The following is a 24,479-nucleotide window of genomic DNA, read 5'->3' on the forward strand; positions in this document are numbered from 1 at the left end:
GATGTTAATAATTAAATGATAAATTATCAGGGCTCACTACCCAGAAAAAAGTGATTTTAATGGATTGGAGGTATTTAGTTGAGATCCAATAGTGTTAAAGAGCTAGACCTTAATGTTTGGAAGTTTAGGATAGTTAATGTCTCTAAAGAGATGCTCCATATCTCAAGAACTGCCTATAGCCTTTTTGATGTAAACCGTATTAAATTTAGGAGATGGTTTTGAGGATAGAATATATAGAGATAAATAAATTTAGATCAATTGAGAAGTGTCAAATAACACTGGATACGGTTAATGCAATAGTAGGACAAAATAATAGCGGAAAGTCTGCTCTAATTAGAGCATTAAATGCTTTTTTTAATCCAGAAAATGAAAAACAGAGTTTTTTTGAGGGTAAACATAACTATACAATAAACTCACAAGCAAAAATAACAATTAGATTCACTAACATACCAACAAATGCAGATATACAACAATTCGCAACTGATGGCATTATTGAAGCTCAACTAAATTATAAACATTCAAATAGGAATATTTCTTTCAAATATAAATCAAATGGCAGGTTTGTAAGTACTCCTCAAGAACTAATAAAAATCATAAATAAATACGTATCATTTGTTTATATCCCTCCAAACAGAAGCCCTGATCAGCTAAAGTGGCAAGAAAAATCACTAATAAAGGAGTTGATTGAAGAGTATCTTAATCAAGAAACGAGTCGAAGAGACACGCTGACACCTAAATTTAGGAAGGCAGCTCAATTCTTAGAGGATAGTGCTCTAACGAGAATATCAAAAGACGTTGAAAGCTGTTATTCGTTAAGGCATAAATTTAATTTTTCTCTTAGTTTTGATAAGCAAGCAAATTTCTTATCATTTTTAAGTGAAATTCAAATGCATATTAACGAGGAAGGGATTGAGCACAATCTTAATGATTGTGGAACTGGCTTACAGAGCTTGACAATAATAGCTTTTCATAGAGTTTTAGCAAAAATTAGAAATCAAAATATAGTGCTAGGTCTTGAAGAACCTGAAATTAATCTACATCCTCAAGCACAGAGAGAGTTAATAAAATCTATAAAATCATCCTCTGAAAACAACGATATTTCTCAAGTTATAGTCACAACTCATTCTACCGTCATTATTGATAATATAGAGCATAAAAATATATCTTTAGTTAGGAAAGAGCCTGATAGAAATCGAGGCTTTAAATCTATTATTACTAAAACCAAGGATTCTTTTTTCGCTGATCATAATTTAGAGGAATTTGGATATTACCAGTTTCACGATTATCGTAATAGTGACTTTTTTTTCGCAAACTATGTGATATTTGTAGAAAGTAAAAATGATGCTGAGGTTGTTAAGAATCTAGCTAAAAGAGAGGATTTAGATTTAGACTTATATGGGATTAGTGTTGTAGATATAGGCGGAGTTGGAAATTTACCTTATCCTTATCATATTGTTAAGGACTTAGGCATACCTTACTTAATAATATTAGATAAAGATTATTTCCTCCCATATCTAAATGATGAGTTAAATTCAAGTAGAAATGGAGATGGGCTTCCCAAATATAGGTACCAATATAAAACAGATACCCTCTTAACTACTTTCATTAAAGATGAGGCGCGTAGAGTGTCGATTTTAAATCATCTTAAAACTAATCATAGTAAGGCTATGGACTTACTACTTGATCATAATATAATTTGTATGAAGTATTGTTTAGAAATGGATCTGCTGAGTTCGAATAGAGCTGTTCAAGAAATGTCGAGTAAGTTGAGTCTTAGACCAGAAGATAGTAATAGAAACTTTCTTCTAACGCAAAGAAAAACAGCTGTTAAAAAGATTGGTAATATTATGCATGTGTTGAATATTATGGATAATCGAAACCTTCCACATTCTTTTCAGAGAATAAAAAAAGAAATTCTGGAAATATCAAAACGCTGCTAGCAGTTGTTGGATTCAAACTGAGTCTAGCAATTGTTAAAATGTTAGTGAACTGCCCCGAGATTTTTACATTCTTTCAGGATGTTAAGCTTCCAATAATCGCGGTGCGGTTCAGCTCTACAAAATTTAGTCCTCACATCACACTAAATACTTGATTGCAATGTTCAGAGCATCACATATCTCATAAGCCTTCTTTAGCGTAATATTCTTCTCACCACGCTCTATATTTCCCATATAACTGCGATCAATACCTGCCATTTCTGCCAGCCTCTCCTGAGATATTCCCTTACCTTTTCGTACCTCACGGACACGCTTTCCAAAAGCTATCATGCGCTCATCTGTCTTCATGTCATTAACCACTGCTGAAAATAGCAATAATCACAGTGGTGGGCTATAATATACACGGGATATAGTCGGTATTAAAGGATGAGCATGAAAACAAAACTAGAGTATCAGTCCGACATTACAGAGACTAACAAACTTATCAGTGAGAAATACTGGTTACGGGAAAGTGATAAAAGAAATGGTTTTATATATACCTGTAAAGAAATAGGTCAAGATTTCGGCTTAAGACATCAAGATATACCTAGCATTGTCAAAGTGAATGCACTCCTAGTTGTAATCGACTGCCAATGTATAGAATGTGGCATAACTAAGATTTGTCATACTCGTTCACAGCTAACTCAATTGAAACCTGATAATTGGAGGTGTGACGAGTGTTGGGAAGCGCTTCAAAAAAGAAGGGAGAAAGAATATCTAGAATATTGTCTTGAGCAAGAGTGTTTAAAAAAAGAGCAAAAAAAATCTATTTTTGGATATATTAATGACCACAGGAGCAAGCAGTTAGGCAGTGTTCCCACAGTAGCTCAGCTTAGTGAAGTTGATATGCTTTTACTGGCAGCGACTGTAGAGAGTCTGGGAGCAGAGAACCTGAATGCGTTGATCTCTCTTCGTCATAACTTATCATTACCTTTATCACCATTTTTCTTATTAGATAATGAAACCATCAAACACCTTTTCAATCTAAATCTGCTCATATTAGCTCCTGACGAGAATTATGATTTCGTTACTATCAACCAAAAACAAGAGTTAGATATTGATTATAACCAAGCAGCTCTTTATTTTACTTACAGGCATGAAGACCTCACTAAAATAATGGTGAATGCTAAATCCAAAAAAAATATCAGTGCTTTAGTGGCTAATAAGGAGTTTGAAAGTTGGTGTCATCAGATACAGCTAGGTGAGTGTTTAAGCTATTTGATTACTAGATCACAATTAAATAATCTAGCACCAACTATTGGCGAGAAAATGGTAAGTTTACTTAGCGCGTGCTTAGCTAAGTGCTCTGTGTCAGTTATGCACTATATAATTTGGAAAGCCGTTGAAAGTGCAGCTGCCTTCGTTCAAAAACCAAATATTACTAAAAAACATGCCTCAAATTCTATTTATGGCAACATAGAGCGGGTTTTTGGTAAAATAAATAATGGCAGTTGGCATCACAATAATTCTTATCGCGATGCCAGTCATCCACAATCTGCCATTGCTAAAGTGTTCTTTGACTATGTATTCGAGATAGAGGATTGTGGTTTTAAATACACTCTAGACGAGCTATTTAATCCCTATAGGCATCAGAAGGCTATTAAGCAAATGGGTTATTCAATCTTAGGGAGTGTGCAAAACAGTAATTATTCAGTTACGATTAATAAGTTTAAGATTTTGTAGATAACTTTATTTATACCACTCGTATATCTATAGAATTCTCACGTAGTAATCTATCTTAATCTTGCGATGGACTGTAATTAAACTGATACTTTATAAAAAAAATATGATAAAAGTATTTCCTAATTTATTTAATATATAGTCAGTTCAAAATAAAAGAGATACAACCCATATCATGAAACAGTTTAGGTAAATCATTCTCCATCCAGCCTTGGCGTAGAAACTTAGCCTGTGCCCACTTCTTTTCAATGGGATTTAGATCAGGACTGTACGGTGGTAGCCATAGAATACGATGGCCATGCCTGTTGAGTAGTTTTTGAATACGTTTGTTCTTATGAAATCTAGCATTATCCATCACAATCACGCATTTCGTTTTAAGACTTGGAATAAGTGTGTATTTGCACCAGTCATAAAATATGTTGCTGTTAATGTTGTGCTCAAAGTAATCAAGCGCAAATAGCATCTTTTCATAGAGAGCACCAATGACATTAGTACGCTTTTTACCTTGCCAGTTGTAACTATCAATACAAGGTTTCCCTATCGGTGCATAGCCGTAAGGGCGAATAGTTTCAGATTCGAAGCCACTTTCATCCATATACACAATGGGATAGCCTTGCTGTATAAAGCTATCAAGCTTACTCTGATACGCCGCTCTTTTTATTGGACAGGCTTTTGGATGTTCTAAGGTCTTTTTTTTGACTGATACCTAGACGTTTTAAAGCAGTATGCATGCCTGTCTTACTACAGTTGAAGCGACGAGCTCGCTCATACAGATAGTCATCTGGATGTTGTTCAACGTCTTTTAAGAGTGCTTCATTCGGTATTTTAGTCGGTGATTTATCCCGAGTTTGTTTGATACTTGGGTTTTTCAGCCAGCGCTGTAAAGCGGTTTTGCTAATGTTATAGAAAGTACAAGCTTGTCGGATACTCATGTCTTTGTTTTTGACGCTTTTAATCACTTGCGCTCGAAAATCTGCTGAATAGGTCATGTGTTCTTCTACTATTTTACTTATTTTAAAACAATTGTATCTTATTTATAAAGAACCGACTATAGAGTGTCAGTCTAGTAATAATTTCAAACCTCTTTAGATCTATCTAAAATCAAAGAGCTATTGATGGATGTTTGTTGGTAATCTATCTTATAAAAAATACTTTCTTTAATCTTATAATCCAAATGTTTTTTACCTATTCGTAATAGTTTTTTCTTACTTTTGACTTTAATTTTTACTGTTGATTGTTGTTGTAATTAATACGAGCACGTTCCTCTGTAATTATCTGCATTTGATTAGTGAGCATTCCTAACTGACCTTCAGTTTTTGATAGCTCTTTGTTTAATTCGTCCCGGTCTACTGTACGTTCTACAAGCTCAGATCGTGTTACTTCATGCTGTTGCTTACTCAGTATTAGTTCAGCCTTTAATCTATCAACCTCAAGCAACTGTGCGTTACTAGTGGCTTTATAGGATGCGATGATCTCTAGTGATTGTGTCAATTTTTTTTGAATATTATCAAACTGAGAACGTAGTTCAATAGCCTTTGCATTAGCAGTCTCCGTACGTTCTTGCTGAATAATGAGCGTATTCTGAGTACTATTAAGCTCTTGGTTAACGGCATCAACTTCTATTTTACTGCTTACTTTGAGTTCATTTAGCTTTAATCTAAGCCTCGCTGCATCTGCAGTGACTGTCTTGGCTTCATTACTCAAACTATCCAGCTCTACTAGTAATTCAATTTGATTTGCCTCTAACCTCCTAACAGCTTCTTTAGCCTCATTGTTCTCAGCTTGTGATTTTTCTTGTGCAGCAGCTAGCGCTTTATGCTCTGAAACTAGGCGCTCGTTAGCAATACTCACAGCTGATTGCCACATCTCTGCTCCTAATAATTTCAAACGATCATTTATATTGCTAGGTAAATCAACTTGCTGTAACTTTTGCTCTTGTTGCTTATCCTGTCGCCAAGATTTCATGGCTTCACTAATAGTAGTGAAAGAACCACCGCCTAAAGCTTTTCGAACTTCTGCCAAAGTGGGTTGAATATCTTGCTCTGCTAACATGTCCGCTATTTTATGAATTTTTTCTATAGTAATAGCCATTATTTCGTAACCTTTAATCGTATTATGTATTATGTATTATGTTGTATCATACAACATAATACAACTTTATTTTGTATAAACATGCTCCAAATTAAATAATATCTACTAGAGCTTATAGTAGTTCTTAGTCTTTATATATAGTCGGTTCTTTATAAATAAGATACAATTGTTTTAAAATAAGTAAAATGGTAGAAGAACACATGACCTATTCAGCAGATTTTCGAGCGCAAGTGATTAAAAGCGTCAAAAACAAAGACATGAGTATCCGACAAGCTTGTACTTTCTATAACATTAGCAAAACCGCTTTACAGCGCTGGCTGAAAAACCCAAGTATCAAACAAACTCGGGATAAATCACCGACTAAAATACCGAATGAAGCACTCTTAAAAGACGTTGAACAACATCCAGATGACTATCTGTATGAGCGAGCTCGTCGCTTCAACTGTAGTAAGACAGGCATGCATACTGCTTTAAAACGTCTAGGTATCAGTCAAAAAAAAGACCTTAGAACATCCAAAAGCCTGTCCAATAAAAAGAGCGGCGTATCAGAGTAAGCTTGATAGCTTTATACAGCAAGGCTATCCCATTGTGTATATGGATGAAAGTGGCTTCGAATCTGAAACTATTCGCCCTTACGGCTATGCACCGATAGGGAAACCTTGTATTGATAGTTACAACTGGCAAGGTAAAAAGCGTACTAATGTCATTGGTGCTCTCTATGAAAAGATGCTATTTGCGCTTGATTACTTTGAGCACAACATTAACAGCAACATATTTTATGACTGGTGCAAATACACACTTATTCCAAGTCTTAAAACGAAATGCGTGATTGTGATGGATAATGCTAGATTTCATAAGAACAAACGTATTCAAAAACTACTCAACAGGCATGGCCATCGTATTCTATGGCTACCACCGTACAGTCCTGATCTAAATCCCATTGAAAAGAAGTGGGCACAGGCTAAGTTTCTACGCCAAGGCTGGATGGAGAATGATTTACCTAAACTGTTTCATGATATGGGTTGTATCTCTTTTATTTTGAACTGACTATAGTTGGAGCTACTGGCTTTGAAGCTTTACATTAATTCTTAATTTATCGAAAAAAACAGCATAAAAAATAGAATATTCTATATAAAGCTTAACAAAATAAATATTATAAACATATAATTCTTTTAATATTAAATAGTTACATGTATTTATTTATTATTTATAAGAACTACCGTTCTAACTTATACATGAATACAGAGTGTTGATAAAAGTTATGAGAGCCTTGCTTATGCAAGGCTTTTTAGTGGGTATAAATAATAAAGCCACAAAATATCTTCTGAAAAATATTGAGATATAATAATGGAAGGTAACAGAATGACAGCATTGATGTAATCACTAAAAAACAAAAACCCAATCAACTGACTGAGTTTTTGTTTTTTAGTGATTGTTTATATATTTAAAGTCTTATATTTTTAGGAGTGTAAAATAATATGGCAGTAATTTTTAAATCCTTATTCATTGATAGGGTATAAATATTATGTTTTATAAGCATAAGTGTAACACCTTGTTTGATATAGCTAATATAGAATTTTTTACTGTTTTCATAATTTTAATAGGTATAAGTGGCTTTAAGGATAACTGTTTATTAAAAATATGGTATACCGAAAATATATACAAAATAGAATAGAAAATTATGTAAGAAATTATTTTTCCTTTTATTTGAACCAATAAAAATTAATTAACTATTGTTATAAATTATATTTTTGTTTATATTATATCCAGTTGATTGGTACTAATTGGTATACTTCAAATAGTTTGAGAGGCAATAGCGTATATTCATTTAGAGTTTAATAAGCGATTAAAAACCAATCAAGATCATTTCCATTACGCAACCTAGGATTACTATGAGTAAAAATAGCGCAATTGATTTAGACAACTTAAGTGTAGACGAGCTACGTGCTATTACTGAGAATGCTCAACAGCTGATTGCTAAAAAACAGCATCAGCGTTTGTATGATGCCTATATGCAATTCGAGAAAATTGCAGAAGACAGCAACAGTACGATTAACGAGATATTGGAAGCAGGGGAAAAACTGGAGAAAAAACGCAGTATTAAATATCGTAATACAGAAAACAACGATAACACGTGGACTGGTCGCGGTCGTAAGCCGACCTGGTTAGTCGAAGCGTTAGCAGCAGGTCGCAGCCTTAAAGATTTTGCAATATAATTTCTGGCAGTATAGTAATATAATACTACTTTAGTTGAATAACTTAGATGCTCCTATTTATATAGTCATATACAAAGCATATTACTTACAAGGGCTGTCTACTGTAATAACAGTCATTAAGGTGTTCAATTAAAGGCAGAAGTACGCGCATAACAGCTGGTATCTTGGTTAAAAGATACTGGCTTTTTTTCTGTCATTTTTAGGCTATTGTTTGCTATGATAATAACGCCTTTGTTTGCTATAAGAGTTGTTTAACCGTGCCCCAAGTGTCTGCTTCGTCTTATAAGCGTCCCCGTAAGCTGTGGTGGCTACTTGGGCTGGCTATATTTATGCTGTTTGCACTGGTTCAAATGCCAGCAGCATGGGTGATTGAAAAGTATGCGCCACAGTCTCCTTATGTGCAGCATGTGTCAGGCAACTTGTGGCAAGGTTCGGCTGTTTGGCAGCTGCCGATGTCGGCTACGCCGCTGACTGGCACTGTTGAATGGTCGTGGCAGCCGTGGCAGTTGTTACTCGGGAAAGTAAGCGTATTTGTCGATATAAGTTCGGGAAAAACCAAGCTTAATGGTCAGGTCAAAATAGGGCATAGCTCGTGGCAAGTCAACGATATGAGCGGCAAAATTGCACCTGAGACTTTGGCTAGCGTGGTAGATTGGCAATTGCCCAATACACCCATTCAGCTCAATGCCGTGTCATTACAGCGTCAGACAAGATCTGATACAGAGTCAGACAAAAGCGCATCTGGATTTACCCAAGCGGATGGTCAATTAACTTGGGTGGGTGGAGAAGTGGGTTACCCTAGCGGTGGCAAAGTTTTTTATATCACCATGCCGGCGATGCGTGCGCAGTTAAGCCAAGAGCAAAAAGACGATAGGAACTTGCTGCATATTAACCTATTGAATAATCAAGATAAGCGTTTAGGCGACCTATATATTGATGGCGATAGCATGTTGGATGTGAGTTTGACCCAGCGCCTCTTAGAAAATATGCCAGAATATAGCGGGCAAGCGCCGCAAGACACCCCAGTGGTCAGCGTACGCCAGCCGCTACTAACAAGTTTAGGGGCGCGTTAGATGATCAGTGTAACCACCCGCCTAAAGCCAGTAGTCAAGGTACTTAACCGCTCTTCAGGTTGGCTGTTGTTACTGGCTATCAGCTGGTTATGCTGGACGGCATCTAGGCTGCTATGGTTGTTGCTAGCGGTGCCTGGGTCGCCGGTATTACCACTGTTACCCCTACAAAACCCCACCACCTCTGCTGGGGATTATAATAGCTTGTTTGCTATCTTTTTTGATCCTGAACCTATCGCTGCAGCGGTAAGGCCACCGCCGAACGTTGGATTAAAAGGCGTACTATTAGCGGTGCCGGCAAGCCTATCTTCGGCACTGTTGGATGTGAATGGTGAAGTACAAAACTACCGAATCGGCGATAGCTTAAAAGACAGTGGTTATACCCTGGTTTCAGTAGATTGGAATGCCATCATCATTGCCGATATCGCGGATAAACAAACCGTGATCAGAATGGCTGATCCGCTGCTGCTTGATCAAAGCGCTGAGGCCAAAGGCGCGTTAAGCAATCAAGGCTTACCAGATAATAGCGCGCTACTTGCCGCTCCGCCGACCCTACAAGGTACGGCAGTTTTTGGCGATAACAATGTCGAGTCTGCTAATGAGATTGGCCTAAATTCTGCTATTGATGAAGCGGTAGCTGCCTTGCAGGGAAACTCAGACAGTTATTTAAGTCGTATGGGTGTTATGGCATCAGAAGAAGGTTATCAGGTCACTGCCGCGATGCCTGCGGGCCTACGTAAGCGCTTAGGACTTGAGCCCGGTGATCGAGTACTTACGGTAAATGGTCAAAGTGTTGGTGGTAATCCTGCACAAGATGCGGGTGTACTGCAACAAGCGCAAAAATCAGGCGAAGCTCAAATCGAAGTAAAACGCGGTGAACAAGTAATCACTATCCGCCAGCAATTTTAAGACCTTTGTTTAGATTATTGAAGCAGCATTCATTAACGCTATTTTTAGCAGTATTTAACCTTATACTGAGTGATATCACAGTAGGTAATTAGACCATGGTAAGTTTGTATAAATTTTCAGTAAAACCTTTGCCGTATATCTTGCAGCGTATGATGCATATGTGCCGTCCGTTATATTTGGCATTACCGCTATGGGCGGCAACTGTAGGTTTTGCTAGTGCTGAGAGCTGGAAAGTCAACTTACAAGATGCTGATATCAAAGCTTTTATTAATGAAGTGGCGACCATCACTAATCAGAATTTTGTTCTTGATCCACGTGTTAATGGCAATGTGACCGTTATTTCCAATCGTGCTTTGTCCCGTGATGAAATTTATCAACTGTTTTTGAGTGTGATGCAGGTTAATGGTATTGCAGCGATTGAGTCTGGAACCACGATTAAGCTGGTACCAGATAACGTGGCCAAACAGTCTGGCATTGCGGTTGATTTGCGTGGCGATAGTGTCGGTGAGGCGCTAGCAACCCGTATCATTTATTTGAACAATACCCAAGCTGCTGAGGTACTGGGTGTCATTCGTCCTTTAATGGCGCAGTCCGCTCATGCTGCCGCTGTGCCTGGAGTCAATGCTCTAGTATTGTCTGATCGCGCTGAGAACCTTAATCAATTGACCGACTTGATTCGTGACTTAGATAGTGATGTGAATGACAGCTTGCAGGTAATACCACTGCGTCATGTCGATGCCGAACGTATGATGGACTTAATCACTGCCTTGGTTACCAGCGCAGGCAGTGCACAGGCGCAAGGTGGTGACCAGTTCAAGGTCATTGCGGACACTGCTAGTGATAGGTTGTTGGTAAAAGGCAGCCCTGAGATGATTGCTAAAGTGCAAGAAATGGTTAATCAGCTAGATACCACCCCTACCCGGCGATTGAGTGGTCTGCGCGTATTCCGATTAAAGTATGCTAGTGCCGATCATATTGCCCAGATGCTACGTGGTTTGCTTGCTAACCAGTCTATCAACAGTACAGGTGCGACCTCGAGTCTAGAATCAGCATCATTGACTGATGCGAGCACTACCGGTGCAGCTTTAAATACCGAGAGCAATGCGGCACTTAGTGGTAATAACTTAGGTAGCCAATCTACTGGTAATTCAGGCGGGGCTGGTACTGGTATTAATGGTAGGCCCTTTAGTATTATCGCAGATGAAACTCAAAATGCAGTCATCGTCAATGCGGCGCCTGAGCTGATGTTTGAGATTGAAGATGCCGTCAACCAGCTCGATAATCGTCGCGCACAAGTACTGATTCAAGCGGCTATCGTTGAAGTTTCAGGGGATGATGCCACCCAGCTTGGGATTCAGTGGGCGCTTGGTAATGCCAATACGGGCTTTGGGGTAGTGAACTTTAATAATGTTGGTGTTAGTGCCACTGCACTTGCCGCTGCCGCCTTGACGGGTGGTGGTTCAGGTATCAGTTCGGCCGCTAGCTCTATTGCTGGTGCGTTGATTGGTATTGGTGACAGTCGAAAAGACAGTAACGGCAACACTGCATTTTATGGGGCTGTCTTACAAGCGCTGGATTCTTCTACTAGTGCCAATCTGTTATCCATGCCATCTATCTTAACGTTGGATAATGAAAAGGCCAGTATTTTAGTGGGTCAAAACGTGCCTTTCGTAACCGGCTCGTTTACCACCAGTGGCAATTCCTCAACCAATCCATTTCAGACTATTGACCGCCAAGATATCGGTATCAATCTTAATGTTATTCCGCATATTGGTGACAATGGCACCGTACGCTTGGAAGTGTCGCAAGAGGTATCTTCAGTCGTGCCGAGTAGTATTGGCAATTCTAGTGGTTTAATTACTAATAAAAGCCTCATTAATACTACTATCTTAGCCGATGATCAGCAGACGATTGCCCTTGGTGGCTTGATGCGTGATAACAGCACTACCAGCCAACAAAAAGTCCCTGGTTTAGGTAATGTGCCCTTTATCGGTCGGTTATTTCGTTCTGATAATGATAACAGCCGAAAAAGTAACCTAATCATATTTTTACAGCCGACTATTTTACGTGACGGCGGGGCGGTAGCCAGTGTCACCGAGCGCAAATACAATCAAATGCGCGTCTTGCAGTTGGTTATTGATAAAAACGGCACGATCAAGCAATTACCATTAAGTGGTACTGAAGGCTGGAACGGTACCGTAAGTGCTGACTATGAGTTGATGCCGCTCAATCCACTGATCCCTAAGCGTGATCAAAAATCAAACCCTGCGCCAAATGGCTTTACTAAAGTAGACAGTTCTAATAATGGATTAACCACTTACCCACTAAAGCGTTAATGCTATATCTTATTTACTCAGTATAAACTGACAAGGTACTACCCTCATGAGCCGTGCTTATATGTCGTTTGTGCGCGGTTTTCTTATTTTACCTGCTATTCTCATACCAATGCCGCCATGGGCTAAACCTATTAAAAATCCCGGTTAGCTATACCCGATAGTGGCATAAAGTGCCATTGATCTACGGTGTCATTGATCTACAGTGTCATTGATCTACAGTGTCAACCATGGACGGTGTACACAATAAAAGCTATGCCGTACATTGTTTGTCGTATTCACAACACAAATATACATCGCCGCTTTCATACCTTAGTATAATAAAGTGAGGATAGATAAATGTTGGTGCAGTGATACCTGTGTAGTGACACGTGTGTGCAGTGATAAATAGGGTAAAGGCAGTCGTCAGAAGGTAAAAGACTATGAGTAAATCCAGCAGTAAAAAAGTAAATAAAAAAAGGTGGTTTGTCCTAGGAGCAGTCGGTACAGCGCTACTACTTATTCCGCGCCGCAGTAGCAAGCAAGCAGTAAGCACTCCTACAGTAGGTCGCTCCAATAACTTGCATACCAAGAATAGCGAAAAAAACACTGACCAAGGACGTGGCAGCACTTGATACAAGTAGCATGCTTATCAATCAAGTAGTACGCTTATTAATAAAGAGTGATACTAACGACTTTTAGAATCTAGCTGGTACTTGAAATCTTGATTCTATGTTTTCTCTTTGTCGCCACAGTAGCGAATATCGTAGCCAAAATTATGGACACTCATTTTTATATGCCGTCATGTGGTAAGTTGCTTTTAACACTAACTATGCTATTAACCATAAGTAGCAGCCTATTGAGCTGTGCGCAACAACCCCAATCAATGTTTGAGCAGCAAGCAAATGCAGAGTCTGCCTATGATATTGAACTTAATAATAATCTTGGTAGTGCCAATACAGTGGGGGCTTCGGGTGCAGCAGTGAGCTCGGCTATACAAGCTAGCAAGCAGCAAGCCATTGCTCGGCAACCCAATTGCAATCCGCGACAGACTCGCTGTCAGTACTTTGAGCTTAACGTTTTGGAGTTTAGCCCAGAACAGCCATGGCTAAACAGTATTATGTGGCAAACCATTGCCCGTACATTAGCGCCGGAAACACCGCTTGCCAGTCAAGATGAAGTGGCCAAAAAAACAGTTTCTATGCTCTTCAATCAAATTGAATACGGTGAACAAACCGTTAAGTCTTTGCCCATGTATCAGCGTATTGATACCGAGCTGGTATTAAACTTGCCGTCTGAAACAATACCGTTGAACGCTCGCGCGAGTGATAATGAGAAGTTTAGCAATCAAGTCTCTAGTATTCCTAGTAATAACCAGCTCAATGCTGAGTCTGAGCTTGGTTACCTCACAACGGGCTATCTGAAGATAAGCTTACAGCAGCATCGTAATGGCAGTCAGCAGCAGTTCACCTACGTGATGTTTGATCTGCAAAAAGAGCTACAGCTGGCTATTGGGGATATTCTGCTGCCAGAAGTAAGTGTTGATGAGCTAGTGTTGGTGTTTCAAAACGCCCGAAAAAAAGGCTTATCCCTGCAAGGTATTGAGCAAAAATATCATGAAGACTGGCCATTACAATTGTCTCAGCAATGGTATTTAGACCCGCAAGGCTTACATATGGTTTATCAGTCAGGAGCGCCGCTTACAACGAAGACCGAAGCCATAGACTTACTGGTACCTTATACATTATTGCAGGGGTTGGTTAAGCCACGTTATATGGTACCGCCGTCGATAGATAATAAAACTTAGTATGGCTACCATCATATCAAGGTAATCACTATCAAGGTAACTACTAGACATGGTTATTAATAGAAATATAATTATAATTAGACTTATCAAAAAATAGGGACTGATACAGTCGTTATTAACAAAATAATTGCCGACCGTGGAGCTCGTTAATGACCGCTACCGACTCATTTCTTATGTCCGACCAACCATTGCCTAGTATCTTCCCCATAGTTGATACGCATACTCATTTTGATGCGCCGTTATTTGATAGTGATAGAGAGCTTCAGGCACAAGAGGCTTACGAGAATGGTGTCCATCACCTCGCATTGGTTGGTTATTTATATCGTCACTTTGACCGATTATACGATACTCAACAAGCGCTTGATGATCTGTCACAGTCTGTCACAACAGAGAACAGCGATCAGCTAAATTTGTATCCTAGAGCTCATATTGCCCTAGGTCTACATCCCTTTTATATTGAACAACATACTGAGGCACATTTGCTGGCTATGGCGCAGATGCTTACCAAGCAACGACCACTAGCAATCGGAGAGATTGGGTTAGATACTTATACAGATGCTATGAAACAACCTGAGAACTTTGCCAAACAGCAACGTTTCTTTAGTGCCCAGCTGGATATGGCGGTGAATCATCAGCTACCAGTTATGCTTCATATTCGTAAGGCCCATGCTCAAGCTTTAGCGCTATTAAAAGCGCATGATTATGATGCTCATAAGCTGGGCGGTATTGCTCATAGCTTTAGTGGCGGTGTGCAAGAAGCCAAAGCCTTTGTTAAGTTGGGTTTTAAGCTCGGCGTCACAGGTCAAGTGACCAATCCTAATGCCAAAAAGCTGCGGTATGCAATTCAAGCGGCAGTCGCTGATTATGGTATTGGCTGCCTAGTCATTGAGACTGACTGTCCAGATATGACGCCTACGATGTGTCAGACTTTAGATAATAGTTCTTCAGTGTCTGAACCGTCAGCGCTCGGATCTGCAGCGCTAGAATCTTCAGTACCTCGACACCGTTCGCATGATGAGTGGGGTGATAGGCCAGCACATAATAGAAACGTACCTGCTAATTTACCTTGGGTACTGCTAACGCTTAGTGAGCTGCTGACCGTACCACCGGCTGAGCTTGCTCGACAACTATGGCAAAATAGCTGCAACGCTTTGCAAACGACCTGGCAATATCCAAAGTAATCATCAGGAATAACGACTATAACCATCAAAGAGTTATTAATCTGTTATGAGTCAACAACGACCATCTATGCCATCGGTGACGCAGCCCGGTGTTACCGGAGTTTCATCAGTGCCTGATGTATTAGAACATGATCAACCAGATATGACGATTGGACAGTATGAACGCCGCTTTAAAGGCACAAAGACCCTCTATGGTGCGTCAGCAATTAATACCTTTGCAGCCGCTCATGTATATATTATTGGGGTAGGGGGTGTTGGTTCTTGGGCAGCGGAAGCGTTGGCTCGAACGGCAGTTGGGACGATTACCTTGATTGATTTGGACGTATTAGTTGCCTCCAATGTTAATCGGCAATTACCGGCTCTGGACAGTACCTTTGGACAAAGTAAGATTGCAGCGATGGCCACCCGTATCCGTGAAATTAATCCGAAAGTCACGCTGCACTTAGTCGATGATTTCTTGAGTGTTGATAACGTAGCGGCTTTATTGCCTAAGCGTAGTGCGGTGAAAACTGCCACTGAGCAAAATAAGCCTATTGTCATCTTAGACTGTGTGGATGACATGAATGCCAAGCTTGCAATTGCCTTACACTGCCGCTTTAATAAGTTAAAACTGATTTGTGCGGGTGGCGCAGGCGGTAAGCTAGATCCACTGCAAGTTACGGTTAGTGACTTGCGTGACAGCTATCAAGACCCGCTACTCGCCAAACTACGTCATAAATTACGTCACGAAAAGGGCATCAATAGTGCGCTTAAAGAAAAATTTGGTATTAAGTGCGTCTATTCAACAGAGCCGCCGCGTGTGGATAAAAGCAGTCAGATAGGTGGTCTACAGTGTGGTGGGTATGGATCAGCAGTGGTAGTAACCTCGGTGGTAGCGATGGTTATGGTCAGTGAGACCCTACAATTGCTGACCAAGCAGGCGGCCGTCAAGCATAGCGTCGGATATTAAAATGAGCATTAATATTGATTTATGGAGGTTATCTTGTCTATATATAGTTATCCGGTAGCGATAGATGAAGACGCTCGTATCGAAAAGCTTCGTCATTATCAAGTGCTCAATAATGATGAAGAACCCGCCTTTACGCGTCTGACTGAGCTAGTAAAGCTGTTCTTTAACGTACCTGTAGTGGCCATTACTTTTATGGATGAGCAGACACAATATCTAAAGTCTTCTCATGGGCTTGGTGGTCTTCAGACGACCACGCGTGAAGTGTCTATCTGTAATTATACTTTAATGTCCGATGAGGTATTTGTAGTACCAGACTTGTCACGCGATAGCCGTTTTAGCCAAAACCTACTAGTTACTGAACCCCCTTATTTACGGTTTTATGCTGGTGCGCCGATCATTTTACACGAAGACAATAGGACTTATCGTCTAGGATCATTATGTCTGATGAGCATGGAGCCTAACCATAACTTTGATAATAAGCAGGCTAATTTATTGTCCCAGTTTGCCGTGATGGCAGCGGATGCCCTGCAATTGCAAGAAAATCAGCGTTACGCAAAGCACGCTAATGAAATGAAATCAGAGTTTTTGGCCAATATGAGCCATGAAATACGGACACCGATGAACGGTATTATCGGCATGATAGAGATGCTGAGTGAAACGGAGCTTAGCCACGAGCAAAAAGAATATGTGAATAATATAAAGATTTCCAATGATCATTTGCTGGCGATTATCAACGGTATTTTGGACTTGTCAAAAGTTGAGTCGGGTAAAATGACCATTGATGCTATCCCGATGAACTTATCTACTTTATGCAATGAAGTTGTCAGCCTATTTGCTATCAAAGCACGACAGCGCGGACTGGTCTTAGAGTATCATTATACGGAATCGTTATCCCCATACGTGCAAGGAGATCCGGTACGCCTTAAACAAATTTTGGCAAATTTAGTCAATAATGCTATTAAATTTACTCGTGAAGGTGGTCGTATCAGTATTGATGTCATGCATGTGCCACATTGTGATGATTATAGTGATAGTGATTACAGCCTTGTAGAGACTGAGACTGATGATATCAGCTGTCGTGGCATGACACTATGTATTGACATTACGGATACTGGCGTTGGTATCAAGCCTGAGTCGCTAGGTGCTATATTCAATGCTTACGATCAGGCGGATAAGTCGACCCATCGCCTTTATGGTGGTACGGGTCTTGGATTGTCCGTATGTAAGTCTTTGGTGACGCTGATGGGCGGTCAGATTATAGTAGATAGCGTGGTCGGTGTGGGTACCACATTTAAAGTATTGTTACCGCTACCAGCTATTGATGAGGTGGCGTATGAAGCGTGGCAACATTCGAATGATAATACGATTAACGCCTCTAGTCCTCAGCGTACCGGTCATATCCTGTTAGTCGAAGACGACACTGTCAACGCTATCATTGCTAAAAAAGCGCTACACAGTAGTGGTCATACCGTCACTCACGTCACTGATGGGCAACAAGCTATCGAACATTTTACCTTACATCCTGAGCGTTATGATGTAATTTTGATGGATCACCACATGCCAATTATGGATGGCGTACAGGCAACGATTAAGTTGCATACACTCTATGATCCCCAGGTGCTTCCACCCATCATTGCTTTGACTGCTAATGCGATGGATGGTGAGCGCGAAAAATATCTAAAGATAGGTATGCAAGATTATTGCACCAAGCCATTCAAAAAAGAACAACTGAACGCCTTGGTGCAATATTGGCTCATGCATAAACAATCGTCATCAGAGTAGATATCTAGAAGTTAACTCTCAAAGTCGCCGTTATATCGGTCTTGATGGCTATATTCATGATGGTTTTTTTATGGCTATTATCCTCGATAAAGACTCTTTCCATGCTTAACCTTTTATAACTGTTTTCTCGTAAATTATGACATAAAAAAGCCTAACCGTTTATCAGACGGCTAGGCTTTTAGTTTGTTACTAATATCAGCACACTACCCTAAGATAGCGCCCTAAATATAGATATTATGAGCTGACTCGAGTTTGGTAATCGCCAGTGCGGGTATCGACGCGCACGGTTTCGCCTTGTTGCACAAATAGTGGTACACGAACGACCGCGCCAGTCTCTAAAGTAGCAGGCTTGCCGCCACCGCCTGAGGTATCTCCGCGCACGCCAGGATCCGTTTCGGTAATTTGCAACTCAACAAAGTTAGGTGCGGTGATGGTTAGCGGTACGCCATTGAATAAAGTAATGACACAAAGGGCGTTGCTGTTTTCTTTTAGCCACTTTACCGTATCACCGACTGCCACTTTATCCGCCTGCAGCTGCTCAAAGCTTTCAGGATGCATGAAATGCCAAAACTCACCATCGTTATATAGATAGTTCATTTCAGTGTCTATGACATCAGCTACTTCCAGGCTATCGCCTGACTTAAAAGTTTGCTCTAACATTCTACCGCTACGTAGATTGCGCATTTTGACGCGGTTGAATGCTTGGCCTTTTCCAGGTTTAACAAATTCATTTTCAATGATGGCATAAGGATTGCCATCGAGCATCACTTTTAGACCGGCTTTAAATTCGTTGGTAGAAACACTTGCCACAAGAGACTCCTAAGGATTGCTAATTGTTATTAACAGTGATAATAAACGATTATTATCACTAATCATGATCAGTAGTTGGATTTCAGTAGTTAGATTTGGAACATGCTGCGTTAAGAGCTGCTGTCATGCTAAGCGTTTGAGAGTTGACTCGTATGCTTTGATAGACTGCCTGCTAACAGCGTATAATGTTGGCTTTTAGGCACAGGTGTTAGGTTGTCATGATAAACCATTTAATCACACAAAAAAACTGGCAAACGCAATTATCCGAAGCAATTATCTCAGTTGATGAGCTACTTAGTATCCTAAAGCTTGAGTCGCTACGAGCCCAGGTTTATCTGCCCACTCATTTTGAGCTGCGAGTGCCGCGCGCTTTTGTGTCAAAGATGACCATCGGTGATAGTGATGATCCGTTATTAAAGCAGGTGCTACCAGATCAACAGGAACAAATCGCGGTAACGGGGTATGTCTCTGATCCACTAGCCGAAAATGAGCATAATCCGACTAAAGGCTTGCTTCATAAGTACCAATCAAGAGTGCTACTGACGATTACCGGTGCTTGTGCGATTCATTGTCGTTACTGTTTTCGTCAGCATTTTGACTACAGTGCCAATATGCCAACCGCTTCTGCACAAGCAGATATTGTCAATTATATTACTGCAAATCCTGAGATCAATGAGGTTATATTAAGTGGTGGCGATCCCTTAAATGTCACTAATCGCCGTCTATTTGCCTGGTTCGATATCTTAGAAGCTATTCCGCAGTTAACCACTATTCGACTGCACACGCGCCTACCTGTTGTTATTCCAGCGCGGCTAGAAGATTCGCTATTGGACCGATTGGCACAAAGTCGCTGTCATGTGGTGATGGTCATTCATTGCAACCATGCCAACGAAATCGATACCCTTACTGCAGAATACCTACAGCGTGCTCGAGTCGCTGGCATCACTTTATTAAATCAAGCGGTGTTATTAAAAGGTATCAACGATAGCGTTGCCGCTCAAGTGGCGCTAAGCCAGCGTTTGTTTGCTGCTGGGGTATTGCCTTACTATCTGCATGTCTTAGATAAAGTGTCTGGTGCTGCTCATTTTGATAGCGACGAGCAGAGGGCTACTGAGCTTTATTGGCAACTGTTAGCTGAATTACCAGGCTATTTGATACCTAAGTTGGTAAGAGAGTTGCCGAATAGACCGTTTAAGGTACCGATTGACATTTACAAAGCTATTTAAAATGGGCAATATCATAAGATATGGCTATTATAAGATAGGGTCATTAGCAATTAGCAGTGAGATCTTAATCGGTCAGTGACTATCAAAGCCTGTGGTATACAAATTTTATAGTGAAAATACCTTAAAAACGACACAGTGCTGCTGTTATGAATTTTTCGCAGTCTCTGTCTGCGTAGGTACAGCAAGCAAGAAAAAATTATACCAGTAGCACGCTGGCACAAAAGTATCTATTTTATTTTGAACTGGCTATATGGTGTCACTACTAGATATTATAGTGATGCTAATTGTATTGATCGTGGAAGAGTGTTTTCTTCTAAAGTAAGGTTACCAACACGTCGGTATATCGACGATTAAGAACGGCAGATACTCCAATGTTGATCGTAAGTTAATCAGCAGTCGGCTAACTTATCGCTTATAATAGTTGATGGCTTTACTCCGGTTTCAGACGGCTGCGAATTAAAAGATAAACATACGATCCTAAGACTCAAAAGGCCTCCTATGCGTACCCATTCTACTTTAAATCTATTGGTTATCGACGATGATCAGCTCTATGCTGAGCGTCTTGTGCACTTGTTAGGCTCTTATTATGAACAGGTTAACTTAGGTTTTTTAGATGATAAAGAGGAGCTGCTAAAATCGCTACGGCAGCCGTGGGATGTTTTAGTATTTGGGCAGGCGTATGACATGAGCTTTACGGATGTGGTGGGTATTATCCAAGAGCAAAGTATTGATTTGCCTACGATCTGCTTGATGAACGAGGACACTGCAGTGACCAGTTGCAATGATGAAGGGCTGCCTGCTGTTATCAGTGGCACCATGGTCAAAGCGCTATTGGCAGATAAAGAGATCTCAGTGGTGATGGCGATTTGTTTACAGCATGACAGTCTACGCAGCCGCCGCCAATTAAAGCAGCTGCGTCATATTCTTTCTGAGGCGGAGCAGCGCGCTGATATCTTAATCAAAAACTGCAAAAGCGCCATCGCTTATATAGATCAAGGTATTCATATCTTTGCTAATAACCCTTATCTTAAGCTATTTGGTTTCGATTCCATGAGCGACGTTGTTGGGATACCCATTATTGATTTGATTGCAGGCGGTGATAACGTCAAAGACTTTAAGCAGTTTTTACGTCAGTTTGACAAAGGCAGTCGCGCGCAAGTCGAGTTTAGTTTTGAAAGTCTACATATGAATGGAGATACTTTTGAGGCCAAGCTACAATTGGCAGCGGCGACCTTCGATGGTGAACCCGTTACCCAGATCATTATCCAGCCAAGTAGCAATAATAGCGATGAGCTCACCAAACAACTAGCGGCTGCTGAGCGTAAAGATAGCTGGACGGGGCTTAACAACCGCCAAGGCTTTGAAGAGCAGTTAAGCGCAATACATCAGCAGGCCATGAAGGGCGTAATAACTGCAGGGTTGTTGTATCTTCAGCTGGATAATATTGGCAAAATTAGAAGCAGCCTAGGTTTGCAAGGGGTGGATACCACCATTCAGCAAGTCGCGTATGTACTTGCTGACATGGTGCCAGCGGGTCATGTTAGTCGCTTTAGTGATACGGCATTTACGATATTAGTAGAAAACCAGTCAACCAAGGCTCTTGAAGAACTGGCTGTGGGTATTGGTAAGCGTGTTAGTGACATGCTCATTGAAGTGGATAAGCGTACTACTAACACCACCGTTAGTATCGGAATCGTTAAAATTGAGCAGAATACAGCCGAGCAAAAAGTATTGCTTGAGCGAGCCATGGATGCCGTTACCCATATTATGGTTGAGACTAGCAATAAAGGTGGCAGCTATTATTTATACGACCCTAGCAAACATGCCACTAGCGATGATAATGCGCTCGCCGAATCTCTAGTCGAAGCGATTGCTCATAATCGCTTTGAGCTATTATTTCAACCAATGTACGATATCAATAATGATCGTAGTGACTTTTTTGAAGTGTATCTGCGTTTACCTTTGGCCGATATTGACAATACGGTGTTGACCCCTAATCAATTTATGGCGGTCGCCAAAAATCATCAACTGCGTGAAAAAATAGATCGTTGGCTACTGATTAGCGCTTGTAAAAAAATTAACGACGTCCGAAAATCTCATCCTGAAGCGCGATTATTGGTGCAGTTAACCAGCGCCTCACTCATTGATAAAAAACTACCAAATGTTGCCAGTCAACTAATCAAAGCAGTTGGCGGTGCACCCGGTGCTTTAACGTTACAATTTAATGAACAAGATATTACCAATCATTTGACGGTAGCCAAGTCTCAATTTGCCGCGCTTAGCGCAGTCAATTGCCAGGTTGGTATTCATAAATTTGGTTCGTCTGCTAAGTCTATTGAAATTGCCAACTTTGTACAGCCTGATATGATACGCTTAGCCCGCAGTTATGTAGAAGATATCGATACTGCAGACAATTTAGAAACTATTAAATCGCTGATCGTAAGTACTAGTGAGCTTGGGATCGATGTGCTGATGCCTTATATCGCTGATGCCGCGACCATGTCAGTAGCATGGAGTGTTGGGGCACGTTATCTGCAAGGCTTTTATCTACAAGAGCCTAGCAAAACGATGCAGGTTACTCATGAAACTTAATACCTAATAAAGCAATAAATAATAGCCAATGCTTTGAGGATTTCTCAAGCGTTAGCAAGCCATTTTTGCATGGCGATTTAGGTGGTGCCATCTATGGATCATTGTCTATAGAGGCTTACATATCGCTAATGCCACCCAACTAAAGATTATAAAATCATGCCTATCACTATTAAATGTCAATTCAGCGGTGTCTTTCTTGCAGTCCTATTACTTACCGCCTGTGGTGAGCGAACGCCGCCTGATTATCGTACTCCTGTCACCCTGCCGCTATACACCCAAGGTGATGCTGATCGCGGTGCGTTAATTTTTGGAGAGGCCTGTGGACAGTGTCATAAGCTGAATCCAGGAAGCAATGAAAAAGGCCCGCAATTGATGAACGTCTATGGCGCACCTGCAGCAGATTTAGCCGATTATGACTATAGTGAGGGTTTGGCAACGTCAGGTTGGGTATGGGATGCCAAGACCCTTGATCCCTATATCGCGGATGCCGAGAAGGTCATGACTGATTCGAAAATGTTGGCAGATCCGATGCCAGATGCCAGCGAACGAGCGGATATTATCGCTTATTTGTCTACTTTGCGCGCAGCCGTTCCGGTTCTTGATGCCGATGGCTATCCGGTAGCAGTTGATACGGATACTAATACCGAACGCACGCAAATGAGCAATGATCCCGTTGAAATATCAACAGATCCGGCACAAAAACCGGCGGCAAGCTTTTAATAAATGAACGGTTAAGTGCTTTAGGCTTACTTTTAACACACGGGATTTTGCTAAGTTCACCTTTAAATAACTTATAATGATAAAAATGAGCCGGTAACCTTTATGCCTGATACCTATACTGACCTATCACCCTCAGAGATACCTAACGCATCGTTAAAAACGGCCTATACCTCTACGTCTAGCGCTGCTGACTATTGCCTTAATCAGCAGCGAATAGCGCAATTGCTGGTGCAGTTGAATCAGATTGTGCTGGATAAACCGCAAGTGATAAAGTTAGCGCTCAGTGGCGTGCTGGCAGGCGGCCATCTGTTATTACAAGATTTGCCTGGCATGGGCAAGACTACCTTAGCGCAAGGGTTGGCCCAGTTATTAGGGTTGACCTTTAGTCGAGTGCAGTTCACCAACGATATGCTACCAGCAGACATTTTAGGCATGAGTATTTATGACCCAGCGACGCTGCGTTTTAATTTTCGTAAAGGCCCTATATTTACCCAGCTGTTATTAGCGGATGAGATTAATCGCTCTAGTCCTAAGACCCAAAGCGCCTTGCTAGAAGCGATGGAAGAACGGCAAGTCACCCAAGATGGTCAGTCATATCGTTTACCACAACCATTCTTTGTGATAGCAACCCAAAACCCATTGCAGCAAGCGGGCGTTTATCCGCTTCCTGAATCACAGCTAGATCGGTTTTTATTGTGCTTGTCACTCGGTTACCCATCGCCTGCTGCGGAGCGTGCCCTACTGCAAGGACAAGATCGGCGTGAGCTGCTAAAAGACTTAGATGCGGTGCTTGATACTGAGGCGGTACTGTTAGCCCAACAAGGTGTACAGCATGTGTATGTCGCGGATGTGGTGTTAGATTACCTGCAACGGTTGGTCGCCAAGACTCGCATAAGCCAAGAGTATCACGGCTTATCTCCGCGCGGCGTATTGTCGCTACAGCGTGCAGCGCAAGCTTATGCTTATGTATCGGGGCATGCCGAAATGACACCTGAAGATATTCAAGCGGTATTTGCGGCGGTTACCGATCATAGATTAGGGCAGCGATTTGTACCAGTGCATGCGGCCGGTGGACAGGCACCACAGACTATCGCTCAACGCATTTTGGCCGAGGTAGCGGTTATTATTTAAGCGCTTTAAAGGTGCTATTCAAGTATC

22 protein-coding genes are annotated in these 24,479 nt (G+C 41.0%); 17 read left to right on the forward strand and 5 right to left on the reverse strand.

Translation table 11 applies throughout. The features are described 5' to 3' along the window. Window positions 1-218 precede the first annotated feature (218 nt). On the forward strand, window positions 219-1,940 hold the full coding sequence (locus H4W00_RS05155) for an ATP-dependent nuclease (RefSeq protein ID WP_209956541.1): 1,722 nt from the start codon (window positions 219-221) through the stop codon (window positions 1,938-1,940). Window positions 1,941-2,075: 135 nt separating this feature from the next. Here H4W00_RS05155 and H4W00_RS05160 read toward each other — a convergent pair whose 3' ends face one another. Further along, complete coding sequence (locus H4W00_RS05160) at window positions 2,076-2,285, reverse strand: helix-turn-helix domain-containing protein (RefSeq protein ID WP_209956542.1); 210 nt, start codon at window positions 2,283-2,285, stop codon at window positions 2,076-2,078. A gap of 84 nt (window positions 2,286-2,369) precedes the next feature. Between H4W00_RS05160 and H4W00_RS05165 the strand changes: the two genes are divergently transcribed. After that, window positions 2,370-3,659, forward strand: coding sequence for a hypothetical protein (locus H4W00_RS05165; protein WP_209956543.1), 1,290 nt, complete (start codon window positions 2,370-2,372; stop codon window positions 3,657-3,659). 139 nt (window positions 3,660-3,798) lie between these two features. On the opposite strand, the gene H4W00_RS05170 is transcribed toward H4W00_RS05165, so the two are convergent. The 3 genes from H4W00_RS05170 to H4W00_RS05180 form a co-directional block, all read right to left on the reverse strand. Beyond that, window positions 3,799-4,317 carry an IS630 family transposase gene (locus H4W00_RS05170; RefSeq protein WP_209958952.1) on the reverse strand — a complete coding sequence of 173 codons (519 nt, stop codon included), beginning with the start codon at window positions 4,315-4,317 and terminating at the stop codon, window positions 3,799-3,801. Next, window positions 4,292-4,645, reverse strand: a complete 354-nt coding sequence (locus tag H4W00_RS05175) for an IS630 transposase-related protein (RefSeq protein ID WP_209956544.1) — start codon at window positions 4,643-4,645, stop codon at window positions 4,292-4,294. Before H4W00_RS05175 ends, H4W00_RS05170 begins: the two co-directional genes overlap by 26 nt. A gap of 235 nt (window positions 4,646-4,880) precedes the next feature. Then, entirely contained in the window at window positions 4,881-5,747 is an 867-nt protein-coding gene (locus tag H4W00_RS05180) for a DNA-binding protein (RefSeq protein WP_209956545.1), read from the reverse strand. 200 nt (window positions 5,748-5,947) lie between these two features. On the opposite strand from H4W00_RS05180, the gene H4W00_RS05185 reads away from it, so the two are divergent. From H4W00_RS05185 to H4W00_RS05235, 11 genes are all read left to right on the forward strand, one after another. Then, a complete protein-coding gene (locus tag H4W00_RS05185) occupies window positions 5,948-6,301 on the forward strand; it encodes an IS630 transposase-related protein (RefSeq protein WP_209956544.1) in 354 nt (117 codons plus the stop codon). After that, window positions 6,276-6,794 (forward strand): IS630 family transposase, encoded by a 519-nt coding sequence (locus tag H4W00_RS05190; protein ID WP_209958952.1) that lies wholly within the window; start codon window positions 6,276-6,278, stop codon window positions 6,792-6,794. The genes H4W00_RS05185 and H4W00_RS05190 overlap by 26 nt, the downstream gene beginning before the upstream one ends. An 845-nt stretch (window positions 6,795-7,639) precedes the next feature. Next, on the forward strand, window positions 7,640-7,963 hold the full coding sequence (locus H4W00_RS05195; protein ID WP_209956546.1) for an H-NS histone family protein: 324 nt from the start codon (window positions 7,640-7,642) through the stop codon (window positions 7,961-7,963). A 257-nt stretch (window positions 7,964-8,220) separates the two neighbouring features. Beyond that, on the forward strand, window positions 8,221-9,036 hold the full coding sequence (gene gspN, locus H4W00_RS05200; RefSeq protein ID WP_209956547.1) for a type II secretion system protein N: 816 nt from the start codon (window positions 8,221-8,223) through the stop codon (window positions 9,034-9,036). Continuing rightward, a complete protein-coding gene (locus H4W00_RS05205; protein WP_209956548.1) occupies window positions 9,037-9,942 on the forward strand; it encodes a PDZ domain-containing protein in 906 nt (301 codons plus the stop codon). It begins immediately after the preceding gene. Between the two features lie 95 nt (window positions 9,943-10,037). Beyond that, a complete protein-coding gene (gene gspD, locus H4W00_RS05210; RefSeq protein WP_209956549.1) occupies window positions 10,038-12,278 on the forward strand; it encodes a type II secretion system secretin GspD in 2,241 nt (746 codons plus the stop codon). A gap of 419 nt (window positions 12,279-12,697) precedes the next feature. After that, a complete protein-coding gene (locus tag H4W00_RS05215) occupies window positions 12,698-12,889 on the forward strand; it encodes a hypothetical protein (protein WP_209956550.1) in 192 nt (63 codons plus the stop codon). Window positions 12,890-13,086: 197 nt separating this feature from the next. Then, a complete protein-coding gene (locus H4W00_RS05220) occupies window positions 13,087-14,061 on the forward strand; it encodes a hypothetical protein (protein ID WP_209956551.1) in 975 nt (324 codons plus the stop codon). A gap of 149 nt (window positions 14,062-14,210) precedes the next feature. Continuing rightward, complete coding sequence (locus H4W00_RS05225) at window positions 14,211-15,242, forward strand: TatD family hydrolase (RefSeq protein ID WP_209956552.1); 1,032 nt, start codon at window positions 14,211-14,213, stop codon at window positions 15,240-15,242. Between the two features lie 142 nt (window positions 15,243-15,384). Then, on the forward strand, window positions 15,385-16,191 hold the full coding sequence (locus tag H4W00_RS05230; protein WP_334684993.1) for a tRNA threonylcarbamoyladenosine dehydratase: 807 nt from the start codon (window positions 15,385-15,387) through the stop codon (window positions 16,189-16,191). A gap of 33 nt (window positions 16,192-16,224) precedes the next feature. Then, entirely contained in the window at window positions 16,225-17,973 is a 1,749-nt protein-coding gene (locus H4W00_RS05235) for a GAF domain-containing hybrid sensor histidine kinase/response regulator (RefSeq protein WP_334684876.1), read from the forward strand. 234 nt (window positions 17,974-18,207) lie between these two features. Here the strand turns inward: H4W00_RS05235 and efp are convergent, their stop codons facing one another. After that, window positions 18,208-18,783 (reverse strand): elongation factor P, encoded by a 576-nt coding sequence (efp, locus tag H4W00_RS05240; protein WP_209956555.1) that lies wholly within the window; start codon window positions 18,781-18,783, stop codon window positions 18,208-18,210. Window positions 18,784-19,001: 218 nt separating this feature from the next. Between efp and epmB the strand changes: the two genes are divergently transcribed. The 4 genes from epmB (at window position 19,002) to H4W00_RS05260 (ending at window position 24,452) form a co-directional block, all read left to right on the forward strand. Next, on the forward strand, window positions 19,002-20,009 hold the full coding sequence (gene epmB, locus H4W00_RS05245) for an EF-P beta-lysylation protein EpmB (RefSeq protein WP_209956556.1): 1,008 nt from the start codon (window positions 19,002-19,004) through the stop codon (window positions 20,007-20,009). A 498-nt stretch (window positions 20,010-20,507) separates the two neighbouring features. Continuing rightward, window positions 20,508-22,601: an EAL domain-containing protein gene (locus H4W00_RS05250; RefSeq protein WP_209956557.1), complete on the forward strand. Its 2,094-nt coding sequence runs from the start codon at window positions 20,508-20,510 to the stop codon at window positions 22,599-22,601. 156 nt (window positions 22,602-22,757) lie between these two features. Continuing rightward, a complete protein-coding gene (locus tag H4W00_RS05255) occupies window positions 22,758-23,321 on the forward strand; it encodes a c-type cytochrome (protein WP_209956558.1) in 564 nt (187 codons plus the stop codon). Window positions 23,322-23,423: 102 nt separating this feature from the next. After that, on the forward strand, window positions 23,424-24,452 hold the full coding sequence (locus tag H4W00_RS05260; RefSeq protein ID WP_209956559.1) for an AAA family ATPase: 1,029 nt from the start codon (window positions 23,424-23,426) through the stop codon (window positions 24,450-24,452). Window positions 24,453-24,479: the final 27 nt, after the last annotated feature.

The organism is Psychrobacter sp. PL19 (assembly GCF_017875835.1).
Classification (GTDB): Bacteria; Pseudomonadota; Gammaproteobacteria; order Pseudomonadales; family Moraxellaceae; genus Psychrobacter.